This is a genomic window from Metabacillus arenae (assembly GCF_014773385.1).
GTDB lineage: Bacteria > Bacillota > Bacilli > Bacillales > Bacillaceae > Metabacillus_D > Metabacillus_D arenae.
The window spans coordinates 116,719-129,399 of sequence record NZ_JACXAI010000018.1; the positions used below are offsets into that span (position 1 = coordinate 116,719).

At 37.5% G+C, this 12,681-nt stretch carries 9 protein-coding genes, 1 tRNA gene and 1 pseudogene; 8 read left to right on the plus strand and 3 right to left on the minus strand.

Features of this window, described 5'->3' with window-relative positions; genetic code table 11:
- The first annotated feature begins 172 nt into the window (after positions 1–172).
- Positions 173–910, plus strand: coding sequence for a GntR family transcriptional regulator (locus IC621_RS14660; RefSeq protein ID WP_318153050.1), 738 nt, complete (start codon positions 173–175; stop codon positions 908–910).
- Positions 911–1,036: 126 nt separating this feature from the next.
- Here the strand turns inward: IC621_RS14660 and clpP are convergent, their stop codons facing one another.
- The gene (clpP, locus tag IC621_RS14665; RefSeq protein ID WP_191159069.1) at positions 1,037–1,636 is read right to left on the minus strand and encodes an ATP-dependent Clp endopeptidase proteolytic subunit ClpP; all 600 of its coding nucleotides are present in this window, start codon (positions 1,634–1,636) and stop codon (positions 1,037–1,039) included.
- 940 nt (positions 1,637–2,576) lie between these two features.
- Here clpP and IC621_RS14670 point away from each other — a divergent pair.
- From IC621_RS14670 to IC621_RS14680, 3 genes are all read left to right on the plus strand, one after another.
- Positions 2,577–2,652 (plus strand) — tRNA-Arg (locus tag IC621_RS14670).
- 268 nt (positions 2,653–2,920) lie between these two features.
- Entirely contained in the window at positions 2,921–4,159 is a 1,239-nt protein-coding gene (locus IC621_RS14675; protein WP_318153047.1) for a DUF5068 domain-containing protein, read from the plus strand.
- 574 nt (positions 4,160–4,733) lie between these two features.
- Positions 4,734–5,330 carry a peptidoglycan-binding domain-containing protein gene (locus tag IC621_RS14680; protein WP_191159070.1) on the plus strand — a complete coding sequence of 199 codons (597 nt, stop codon included), beginning with the start codon at positions 4,734–4,736 and terminating at the stop codon, positions 5,328–5,330.
- Between the two features lie 218 nt (positions 5,331–5,548).
- Here the strand turns inward: IC621_RS14680 and IC621_RS14685 are convergent, their stop codons facing one another.
- Complete coding sequence (locus tag IC621_RS14685) at positions 5,549–6,076, minus strand: YsnF/AvaK domain-containing protein (RefSeq protein ID WP_191159071.1); 528 nt, start codon at positions 6,074–6,076, stop codon at positions 5,549–5,551.
- A gap of 79 nt (positions 6,077–6,155) precedes the next feature.
- Positions 6,156–6,632 (minus strand): YsnF/AvaK domain-containing protein, encoded by a 477-nt coding sequence (locus IC621_RS14690; RefSeq protein ID WP_191159072.1) that lies wholly within the window; start codon positions 6,630–6,632, stop codon positions 6,156–6,158.
- Positions 6,633–7,222: 590 nt separating this feature from the next.
- Here IC621_RS14690 and licT point away from each other — a divergent pair.
- The 4 genes and pseudogenes from licT to IC621_RS14710 form a co-directional block, all read left to right on the plus strand.
- A complete protein-coding gene (licT, locus tag IC621_RS14695; RefSeq protein ID WP_191159073.1) occupies positions 7,223–8,089 on the plus strand; it encodes a BglG family transcription antiterminator LicT in 867 nt (288 codons plus the stop codon).
- A gap of 128 nt (positions 8,090–8,217) precedes the next feature.
- A complete protein-coding gene (locus IC621_RS14700; RefSeq protein ID WP_191159074.1) occupies positions 8,218–10,164 on the plus strand; it encodes a beta-glucoside-specific PTS transporter subunit IIABC in 1,947 nt (648 codons plus the stop codon).
- Positions 10,165–10,229: 65 nt separating this feature from the next.
- Positions 10,230–11,669, plus strand: coding sequence for a 6-phospho-beta-glucosidase (locus IC621_RS14705; RefSeq protein WP_191159075.1), 1,440 nt, complete (start codon positions 10,230–10,232; stop codon positions 11,667–11,669).
- Positions 11,670–11,745: 76 nt separating this feature from the next.
- Positions 11,746–12,588: pseudogene (locus tag IC621_RS14710) on the plus strand (glycoside hydrolase family 1 protein); the annotation flags it as partial.
- Positions 12,589–12,681 lie beyond the last annotated feature (93 nt).

The following is a 12,681-nucleotide window of genomic DNA, read 5'->3' on the forward strand; positions in this document are numbered from 1 at the left end:
TTAAATTTGGCTTTTCAAAAATCAAAAAGGTAGCATATTTAACAATTATATTGAAGAAATAATAGACTATGGTCTCATTTATTTTCACAAAGGGGAAACATTGTAGTAAAATTTAATCAAACAGTTACAGATTGCACTAGATACGGGTGAATAGAAAGGATTTTCTGAAATGATTATTGATAAAAACTCGCCTATCCCGATTTATCATCAAATAGAAGAGCAAATTAAAGCAAAAATTGAAAATGGCTTTTTACTTCCGGACGACGCGATTCCATCGGAACGAGAATATGCTGAAAAATTTGGCGTCAGCAGAATGACTGTCAGACAAGCACTTAATAATCTCGTGAATGATGGGTTTTTAGTTCGCCAAAAAGGGAGAGGCACCTTTGTCAGCAAAAAGAAAGTTGAACAAAAGCTCCAAGGGTTAACCAGCTTTACAGAAGATATGCAGGAGAGAGGAATGAAACCAAGTAATAAACTGGTTCATTTTGAAATCATTCCTGCGATTGAAAGCGTTGCAAGTCAATTGGATGTACCGGTCCATACCCCTGTTTATGAAGTAAAACGAGTTCGACTAGCAGACGATATCCCGATGGCACTAGAAACGACTTACTTGCCGGCCAACCTGATAAAAGGGTTAACAGATGAGATCATCAATCGATCTCTCTATCAATACATAGAAGGCCATTTGAAGCTGGAAATAGATCAAGCAACACAGCAGCTTGAAGCCTCTACCGCAAGAGAATCAGAATCAAAACTGCTGGAAGTTGAGAAAGGAGCACCAATTCTTCTTATCCTCAGAACATCCTTCTTGAAGGATGGCACTCCGTACGAATTCGTACGGTCGGCTTATAGAGGGGATCGCTATAAATTTATCCACCAAATGAGTCGAAATTCAAACCAATCTTGAGCTAGTAGGTATGTATTAGGAGCAGAATAGTTAGGAATTGGATGTTTACAGGTTTAAAAATTTTAATTTCAATAAAAATGGAAAAAGCCGATGCTACCTAATGTAACATCGGCTTTACCGTTTGGGTTATTCCTTATCTTCAGCAGGTTTTCGAGTAACAACTTTATCAATAAGACCGTAATCTAACGCACGCTCAGCTGTCATAAAGTTATCACGATCCGTATCTCTTTGAATCACTTCAAGCGGCTGTCCTGTACGTTCTGATAAAATTTGGTTCAATTTATCACGAAGGAACAAAATACGTTTTGCTGCAATATCAATATCTGTCGCTTGACCTTGAGCTCCACCAAGAGGTTGGTGAATCATAACTTCACTGTTTGGAAGAGCAAATCGTTTGCCTTTTTCACCTGCTGCAAGTAAGAAAGCACCCATGGATGCAGCCATCCCTGTGCAAATAGTTGATACATCAGACTTAATAAATTGCATTGTATCATAAATCGCCATACCAGCCGTGATTGAACCGCCGGGACTGTTAATGTATAAAGAAATATCTTTTTCAGGGTCTTCCGCATCCAAGAATAAAAGCTGTGCTACAATAGAGTTTGCAACATTGTCATCAATGGCACTGCCTAACATAATAATACGGTCTTTTAACAAACGAGAGTAAATATCATATGCGCGCTCTCCTCGGTTTGTTTGCTCAATAACTGTAGGAATTAAATTCATCTTACATCCTCCTTTGTTTCTTTGCTTAAAAGAATTGAAATCTTATGTACTCTCATCATACAACTATGGTCAATAAAGGTCAAACAAAACGCCTCTTATATTCTACGTACAATTAACAGTATACATGAATCATGTTACCCAAATGCTTTAAATCTCAAACTAGAGAGGGTTTGGCGATAAAATTTTGTGTAAAACGGCTCATCATAGAAAAGGTATCATCAATAAATGAACGTAGGCGTCAACAAAGTCACTTATAAATAATAAATTCGAAGATAAGGACAATAAATCCTTTAAATAAGAAAAATAAAATTGAAAAAGTACGTCCATTGGCCATTAACTGGGGGAAGGCGGCTAATGAATGTTGTAAGCGGCTTTAATAAAGGGGTCTACAAGCAAATAAATGTCATATCCGGACAGAAAAATTGCCGAAACGGACAATAAATTTTATGAATCGGACAATAAATTTTTGGGATAGTAAATGGAGAAAGCCGGCCAATAAAAGTTGCAGCAGCTCTAATAAAGGGGTCTACAAGCAAATAAATGTCATATCCGGACAGAAAAATTGCCGAAACGGACAGTAAATTTTATGAATCGGACAATAAAATTTGAGTAACGGCCAGTATCTAGGGAGAAACGGCTAATAAACGTTGTAAGCGGCTAATATCTTTGGGTAAACTAAAGCGGCAGGCTGTAAACTTCAGGAAAAGCAGATGCATCATTTTGTAATCTTTATAATCAAAGGGACTTCAAGCAAGAAAAATGAAGAAATTAGAAAAAATATTTAATCAGGTAGCGATAGAGTGAGCGAGCTGTTTGTAAATAAAAGTTATCCACCAATTGAAGAAATAACGAATGTACAAATTTCCACTTGAAACTTGCCTTGCTTTTGTCGTATAATAACGCTACTGACCTTTTGTCAGCTTACAAATTTAATAATCGTGCGCTCGTAGCTCAGTTGGATAGAGCGGTGGTTTCCGGTACCACGTCTGCCGGGGGTTCGAATCCCTCCGAGCGCGTAATGAAAGTCAAGGATAGCAAGGGTTTGAGTGATTTACTCCCCTTGCTATTTTTAATGGAAAACGCTAATTGCAAACATTTTGCTAAACTTTAACAAATGAACAACCCGCAACTTTTCGTAATGATGTTGGTACTGAACAATCAAGAGATTATGAAAAAGGAATCTTAATGGCTGAATTTGAATTTCCGAACCAATGGTATGCTGAACAAATCGGCGAATAAAGGAGATTTTGTTAGGAACTACATAAGAGAGAAGGTTGTGAAAACGTGGGGAAAATAAAAATTTTATGGACAACTATGATTTCTACTATGCTATTAATGGTAGCATGCGGAAATGAGGAAGAAGCTTCGGGATCAAAAAAAGAAGATCCAAAGCTGAAAACAGAGGAAACAAGTGCCAAAAAAGAGACAACTGAAAAAGTAGAGGAAACATCTGCATCCCAGGGCGATAATGAAGTATTAAACCCTAATATTGCAGAGGAATCACAAGGAAATGTAGAAGTTGTTTATACAAATAAAAAGCCTAAATATTCTCATGATATGGATGGTTTTAAAGTTAGTGTGGACCAGTATCAAATTGTAAAAGTAACAGACATGAATAAAGATTTTTATATTGAGTTTGACGATCAAACAGAAGGATATGTTGTAACGGCGAAAGTCACGATTGATAATACAACAGAAAAAGCAATGTATTATTCTCCGAATTTTACAATACAACTAAGCAATGAACTTGATTACATTCTTACTGACATAGCATTTGTTCGAGAAGAACAACCAAAATCGAAAATAGAAACAGAAATATCTAAATGGGCAGCTGGTGAAAAAGTTAGTGGATTAGTCTCTTTTACCTTAACCAATGCACAATTTGATTCTTTGAAAACTGTTAAACCTAAATTCGTTATCGGTGGTGGCGTAGCTGATAATAAGCAGTATTCAGGCAGTAATCAAGAAAAAGGCATCTTTGATTTTACATTCAGTGGTGAGCAACAAGAAGCGACAGCAAACGCTACAAAGTTCTATCCAGATCAGCTAACGACAGGTAATATGGCAGATAAAACAATGATCTTTGAGAAAACAGACATCAATGAAACTCAACAATTGGATCATATAAAAGTAACACTTGAAGGCGTACAATATGCAGAAGTAACACCTACAGAAGCAAATAAAGTGCGCTTTAGCAATTTTGGTGATAATGGAATTGTCGCATTAACAGTAAAATTAGATCTTGATAACCAATCAGATGCACCGCTCAGCATGCGGAATATCGATTCAAAAGTGGTTCTTGATAATGATCGTGGTAATATATTTGCACAAGGAATGGTTGAACCTTCTGAACCAAAAGAGATTAATGCAGGAGAACAAGGAGAAAAGTATCATGTTTTCATGTTTAGAAAAGATGAATTCGAATTATTTAAAACGTTTGATTTAGAATTCGGTCCTTTTGTTGGCGAGGATGGAAAAGATTTATTCAAAGGAAAAACTCTAACCTTTGCCTTACCGAGATAAATAGAAATAGAGAAACCAGTGTTTTAACTTTAGACACTGGTTTTTAGCTTTCAGGAGGTATATGTGAACCTTACAGAAGATTTTCAATCAGGTATAAACATGATTTTAACTTAAGTTTAAGATTATAAGGTTTTGAATTTTATTATCCCTTGAAATAATTTGATAAAAATCCATTTTGGCGTTTTCACCGATAATGATGTTATCGTTGGAGTTGTAAAAGAAAAGGAATATTTACCAAAAGAGTTTTACACATTTTTCAAAGGGTATAGTTAAGTATTCAATTATCACCTCTCGGAATTAGAAGGTGGTGGAGGTGGTCGAGCTAAGAAAGGGACAATAGACTTAAAAAAGCTCTAAAAGGAATTGATATGAAAACCATTTTCGTTAGTTGAATTCAACCGCGCTCGTGACCAAACTGACCGCATCATGCCAGGAAAACGTGTCGACGCCGATACAACGGTAAATCGTACGGGCTGTCCGCGGAGGATAACAAAAAGGATTCGACAAGGAATTCCTTGTCTCATCTTCCTCTGCGAATGCCAAGAGTCTATAATTATTTTAGGAGGAGATTATGTTGAAAAAGAAATGGTTAGCAGTAATACCCGCGGTTGCACTTGTGGCTGCGCCACTCCCCTTTCAAACCGCAGACGCAGCCTCAGAAAATAAATCGGTTCAACTATCAGAATCAGAAATACCAGCAGGATATGAAGCGATATTAGAATGGCCACCTGAAGAACAGCCAATCGTCAAACAGGGGAGCCAAAGTTTTGAAGTTGAATTTATTCAAGTGATGTTAAATCACTTTGGATTTGAAACAGAAGTTGATGGAATTTTTGGTCCGCACACAGACCAACAAGTTCGTCAATTGCAAGCTGAAAAGGGGTTGGCCCAAGACGGGATTGTTGGTGTTGATACATGGACTGTACTGCTTGATGAATATCAAGAAGAGTTGTTTTCCGTAGAAAAAGCGATTGATTATGCAGAGGAAGCCCTAGATAATGATGATCTAGTGTTTAGTAGCGATGGTGTGCTTCATAAGGACTCAGATGGAAAAGTATTTTATTCTTTGAAAGCACAAAGTCAAGATTTAATTGATGACGGAGGTACTGGCACGGTCGGATTCTATGATGTGTATCAAAATGGAGATGTTGTGGAATCAAAACCAAGATAGACGCTGATTTTATAGATTGAATCACTGAAAGGAAGTCCCAGACTATATCAGTCGGGGGCTTTTCTTTTGGCTATACACGTGTTATTTCCATTATTTTCTTAACCTCAATCCTCGAATCGTTGCCTTACTCCATAAAAGTATGGTTGATCATTTCAATTGTATTCTTCCTAATAGTGAGTATTTTTTTGACTATTTATTTACAGAATATTAATTATGGTTTAGACCTTCGTTTCAGATGGCGACTTTTTTATGACATCGGCATCACCTGCAACGTCAACGTGTGCTGTTTCTTTTTTCAGCTTTTTCTTTATTTGTTTCATTTCTTCTATTTGACGTTTTGTAACCGATACTTCATTCACTTGCACAGGGTGTTTGTTTATTTCAACTTCTTCTTCTTTCAAAGGAATGCGAAGTTCCTCCTCATTTCCTGCTTCTATTACCATTTCTTCGCGCTTAATTGGAACCGTGAATGTTTTCTGTTCTTCGACGACTTCTTTATGAACCTTTACTTCACCCATATGTACTCGTTCTTTTTTTATATCCAGCAGTTCTTCACGTAATTGAAGCGTTTGTTCTTTATTTTTATTTGTTTTTTCAGAGAGTCCGTCGATGTTCCTTCTTGCCTTCATAGTATAACTAATGCCGCCAACGATTCCTCCCAAAAAGACTCCTGTTACTACCGTAAAACCTGTTACCCAACCGATTATGCTACCGATTATCCCACCAATAATAATATACTTTCCCATAGGACCTCCTAAAGTTATTTTTTATGTAAAGAGGATGGAAAGAAACCTACTTAACTAGAAGTTAAGTAGGTGGGAACAATTAGTCCTCATTGATAATATCTGCATTACCATGCGATTCAACATCTGCAACTTCTTTACGAAGTACGTCGCGTACTTGTTCTGTTTCCTGAACCGAACGTTTATGAGCAGAGACTTCACCAGTGACGACCGTATGCTTTGCTACATCAATTTTTTCAGCAGTTACTGGAATGTGAACCATTTCTTCTTCTGTAATTGGTTCATCTGTTGGTTCGTGATCAATGGCTCTTTGTTCTATGACGACTTGATCATGTGAAACCGGGACATTCACTGATTGTTCTTCCTCAACAACGTCCTTATGAAGCGTCACATCACCCGTCTCCACCCGATGTTTGTCGATGTCTAATTCTTCCTCACGAAGATCAAGATGTGCGTCTTCTGCTGCAAATTCTGTATCGGGAGTGCGATCTACTTTACGTACCTTTTTTCGAGTTTCCTTTTGAGTTTCTTCTTCGTTAAATAAATCAAAAAAGCCCATGCTGAAAACCTCCTAAGGGATGTGTTTAGATCGTACAACTAGTAATGTTACCTGTGTGAATGAAAATATGCGTTTGAATTTTGGTGCCTGTTTGTAAAAAGGCTTTGCTAAGCCATTTGGTGTATTTTACAAGGTGATGACGAATTTATCGAATAGCCGCATGTCCTTTCCCAAAAAGTTACATACTAAACGAAAGAGAAAGGGTGAGATGGATGAGAAAAATGAACCAGGACGCTGCACCAAATAACAACCTTACTTAAACTAAATTCGGTCCTCTAAACTAGCTTCAACCAATCAAGATGAGGATCACGAATTTTCAGAAGAACTTGCTGACGGTGGGGAACGGAACGAAATCATAACTAGACAACAAAAGAATGAATAATTTTCTGTTTTGAAATCTATTGACAGTCTAGTTTGCCTATGATAAAAATAAAGTAATCGTTTTCAATCAATCAAAACAAGTAATTAGGATTGTTACTGTTTAGCAGGCAAAACCTAAATTTGTTTAGAAGTATCCATTATGGAATTTCTATGAGCAAATTTAGGTTTTTTTTGTAGCTTGATCAAATCTGTGGCAAGGACGAGGGCAAATGGAAATTATAAAAGTGTTCAACAACAATGTTGTACTAACCGAAAATGAACATAAGCAAGAGATGGTCGTTATGGGAAGAGGACTAGCCTTTCAAAGAAGGGTTGGAGATGCAATCGATAACGAAAAGGTAGAGAAGACATTTGTCTTGGAGAACCAAGGGATTTCCGATAAATTAGCAGAGCTGCTGGAGGAAATCTCGGAAAAGTACCTTTTGATATCAGAGCGCATTATTACGTATGCTAAATCTAGACTTGGCGCCAGTCTGGATGATTATTTGTACGTTGCTCTGACCGACCACTTGAGCTTTGCCATTAGTCGTCATAAGCAAGGTTTGCAGCTGCCGAATGCCTTAACTTGGGAAATTAAAAAATATTATAAAAATGAATATCATGTAGCTTTAAAAGCACTCGATATGATTGAGGAAGAAACGGGGATTCGAATGGATGATAGTGAGGCGGCTTCGATTGCTTTGCATCTCGTCAACAGTCAAATGTCAGGAGATAGGAAAGATGAAGCCGTACAGGTAGTAAAGATGGTAAATGACATATTAAGTATTGTCAAATACCATTATAAAATGGAGCTTGATGAAAGCTCGATTAGTTATGAACGTTTTTTAACACATTTGCGTTTCTTCGCCTGGAGGCTTATTCGCAAGGAAAGAACGAGTCTAAATAACGAAGATGACTTTCTTTTTCAACAAATTAAGCGTCAATATCATAAAGCGTTTATATGTAGTGAAAAGATAGCAGCTTATGTAGAAAATACACATAAATGTGCTGTTTCGATAGATGAATTAAGTTATTTAACCTTACACATCCACCGTGTCACATCAAGATATGAATGGAATCAAAATACTCCACTATAGGATTGTTACTGTCCGGCAGGCAAAACCTGGGTTGAGCGAAATAGATGCAAGAGGTCTTTCCTTTTTGTATCTTCGCTCGGCTTAGGTTTTTTATTTGTCAAAAAATATAAATAAAGCGGGGGAGATTAATGAGGTACGAGCAATTGGCAAAAGACATTGTTGAAAATGTTGGTGGAAAAGAAAACGTTAACAGTGTAGTTCATTGTATTACTCGTTTGCGATTTAAGCTGAAAGATGAAGGAAAGGCGAATACAGATGTACTAAAAAATATGGATGGCGTCGTCACTGTTATGAAAAGCGGCGGCCAATATCAAGTTGTCATCGGAAATCATGTTCCTGATGTTTACAAAGCAGTCGTAGAAATTGGAGGGTTTCATACTCAAGCGCCAATAGAAGCTGATGATAAGAAAGACCAGGGTTTGTTTAACCGCTTTATAGACATCATTTCTAGTATTTTCACACCAATTCTTGGTGTTTTAGCTGCTACAGGGATGATTAAAGGATTTAATGCCCTATTCTTAGCAATAGGCTGGTTAGACATTACTTCAGGGACATATCAAATATTAAATGCGGTTGGAGATTCCTTATTTCATTTTTTCCCTATCTTTCTAGGCTATACAGCTAGTAAAAAATTCGGAGGAAGTACTTTTATTGGCATGGCAATCGGAGCAGCATTAGTATACCCAGCATTATCTGGTCTATCAACTGGTGAACCACTTTATACATTATTCGCAGGAACGATTTTTGAATCACCAATTCATATTACATTCTTGGGAATTCCCGTTATTTTAATGAGTTATGCCTCTTCAGTTATTCCAATTATACTGGCAGCTTATTTTGGAGCGAAAGTAGAGTATAGGTTTAAGAAAGTTATTCCAGACGTTGTTAAAACATTCTTAGTTCCTTTCTTAACATTACTTGTCGTTGTACCGATTACATTCATGGTTATTGGACCAATTGCAACATGGGCAGGTCAGCTCTTAGGGCAAGCTACTCTTTGGATCTATAATCTGAGTCCGCTTGTGGCAGGTGTTTTTATTGGGGCTTTCTGGCAAGTATTCGTTATCTTTGGTCTTCATTGGGGTCTTGTTCCAATTGGGATTAACAATATAGCAGTACACGGTGCAGATCCTATATTAGCTCTGACGTTTGCTGCTTCATTCGCACAAATTGGGGCTGTACTTGGAATCTGGACTAAAACGAAACAGCAAAAGTTGAAAACACTTAGTATTCCAGCCTTTATTTCTGGTATTTTCGGTGTTACAGAGCCAGCAATTTATGGGATTACCCTTCCTTTGAAAAAACCATTTATTATAAGCTGTATTGCTTCAGCTATTGGAGGAGCTATCCTAGGAGTAACAGGTACACATGGCTACATCATCGGCGGCCTTGGAATCTTTGGCCTCGCAAATTTTATCAGTCCGGCTGAAGGTATCACAGCTGGATTATGGGGCGCAATTATCGCGATTCTTGTCTCTTTTGTATTAGGTTTTATCCTTACCTATTTGTTTGGATTAGGAAAAGGAAATAAATCCGCAGAATCTTCAAGAGAAGCAGCTGTTCCAACAAAAAAATCTGATCGTGAAGTCAGTGTTGAAAACGAAATAATATCAAGTCCTTTTAATGGTGAAGCGAATCCTTTATCAGATATAAGAGATGCAGCTTTTGCATCTGGAGCACTAGGGAGAGGTATTGCCATTGAGCCATCCGAAGGGAAATTATATTCGCCAGCTTCTGGTACAGTCACAACTCTTTTTCCTACAAAACATGCCATTGGAATAACGACTGATCAAGGTGCAGAAATTCTAATTCATGTAGGAATGGATACCGTACAGTTGGAAGGGAAATTCTTTTCTGCTCAAACCTCTCAAGGAGACCGCGTTGAAAAAGGGCAATTGCTTATTGAATTCGATCTTAACGAAATTAAAAAAGCAGGTTTTAATTTGGCAACACCAATCGTTGTAACAAATGCTGATAAGTACATGCATATAGTGCCCACTAAAGAAAAACAAATAAAAACCGGTGACCGTTTGATCGAGCTCAAGTTAAATCATCAAGTTGAGGAGGCGTTTTAGAAACCTTTCTAATTCAACGCCATCACTTCAAGTTCATTCATTACTATCTGAAAAGGAGTTTTATTATGTCTAATTTATCATTTCCTAAAGGGTTTTTATGGGGCGGTGCTATTGCTGCCAATCAGGCTGAAGGAGCTTATTTAGCAAATGGAAAAGGATTAACAACCGTTGACCTATTGCCAACTGGTGAAAAGCGATGGGATATCATGAAAGGAAACATTGATTCTTTGAGTCCTTTTGAGGGTGAATTTTATCCATCCCATGAAGCAATCGACTTTTATCATCGTTACAAAGAGGATATTGCACTCTTTGCGGAAATGGGTTTTAAAGCGCTCCGTGTTTCCATTGCTTGGGCGAGAATTTTTCCAAACGGTGATGATAAATCACCAAATGAAGCAGGCTTGCAGTTTTATGATGATTTATTCAATGAATTAGTGAAGAACGGCATTCAGCCGGTGGTCACTATCGCCCATTTTGATGTACCTGTCCACTTGGTTGAAGCTTATGGAAGCTGGAGAAACCGAAAGCTCGTGCATCTTTTTGAAACTTACGCAAAGACCATTTTTAAGAGATATAAGGACAAAGTGAAATACTGGATGACGTTTAATGAAATTAACATGCTTCTGCATTTGCCTTTTGTAGGTGCTGGTCTTGCTTTCAAGGAAGGGGACAATAAAAAACAAATTCAATATCAAGCAGCCCATCACCAGCTTGTAGCAAGTGCATTAGCGGTGAAAGCTTGCCATGAAATCATACCAAATGCAAAAATTGGCTGCATGCTAGCCGCAGGTTCCACCTATCCGTATACATGTAATCCGGAAGATGTTTTTGAAGCAATGGAAAATGACCGGGAGTCGTTTTTCTTCATTGACATTCAGGCACGCGGCGAATATCCCGGATATGCCAAACGTTTTTTCAAAGATCATAATTTAACAATTGAGATGGAGCAGGAAGATGAAGCGCTTTTGAAAAATCATACGGTTGATTATATAGGTTTCAGCTATTACTCAAGCAGGGCGACAAGTACCGATCCTGAAGTATTAAAGAATATCACAAGCGGGAATGTTTTTGGCTCTATTGAAAACCCTTATTTAGAAAAGTCAGAATGGGGCTGGACAATTGATCCAAAAGGCTTCCGCCTTACAGCAAATCAACTTTACGACCGCTATCAAAAACCGTTGTTCGTCGTTGAAAACGGACTAGGTGCAGTAGATGAATTGACTCCTGAATGGACGGTTAATGACGATTGTCGGATTGATTACCTAAAAAAACATATCGCCCAAATGGCTGAAGCAATGAAAGATGGAGTCGAGATTATCGGGTATACAAGCTGGGGTCCTATCGACATTGTTAGTGCGTCAACAGGCGAAATGAAAAAACGTTATGGCTATATTTATGTCGACAAAGATAATGAAGGCAACGGATCATTAAAGAGATACAAAAAGAAGAGCTTTTACTGGTACAAAAAAGTGATTGAGACAAACGGGGAAAGTCTTGATTATTAATAATTTCATTCAGATGATGTGGATTAATCTTGCTATTAAAAAATCAAGTTAAAAAAATGTTTAGAGGTGGATATAAATGAGTAAACAAACTAGAAAATTCCCTGAAGGATTTTTATGGGGCGGTGCGGTTGCTGCCAATCAGTTGGAAGGTGCCTTTCAAGAAGATAGTAAAGGGCTGTCGACTGCAGATGTTTCTCCAAACGGAATCATGAGTCCCCCTGATTTTTCAATGAGTCAATTTAATTTATATCATGAGGGTATTGATTTTTATCATAAATATAAAGAAGATATCGCGCTTTTTGCTGAAATGGGCTTTAAAGCATTTCGTTTCTCGATTGCTTGGACACGGATTTTTCCAAACGGAGATGAGTTAGAGCCGAATGAAAAAGGTCTTCAATTTTATGAAAATATTATCGACGAATTACGAAAGTATAATATTGAGCCTGTTATAACGATTTCCCACTATGAAATGCCGCTTGGACTTGTCAAAAATTATGGCGGCTGGAAAAATCGAAAAGTTGTCGAATTCTATGAACGTTATGCAAAAACAGTATTTAATTGCTATAAAGATAAAGTAAAATACTGGATGACTTTTAATGAAATTAATGTGCTTCTTCATGCACCGTTCACAGGTGGAGGGCTGTTGTTTGAAGGTGACCAAAAAAATGAACAGGAAATTTATCAGGCTGCACATCATCAATTTTTAGCAAGTAGCCTTGCTGTAAAAGCTGGTCATGAAATTATCCCGGATTCCCAAATAGGCTGTATGATTGCTTCAATGCTAACCTATCCTTATAGCTCTAAACCGGAAGATATGTTTGCTGCTCTATCGCAGGATAGGAAAACCTTATTCTTTTCGGATGTACAATCCAGAGGATATTATCCAACATATATAAACAATTATTTAATCGAAAATAATCACTAGTGTTGCATAAATATTGTTTAAATTTTCAGATTTATCATTTTCTAGATTGAGAGCCAAAAAAGTAAATACCCAACAAAAGGTGGCTCC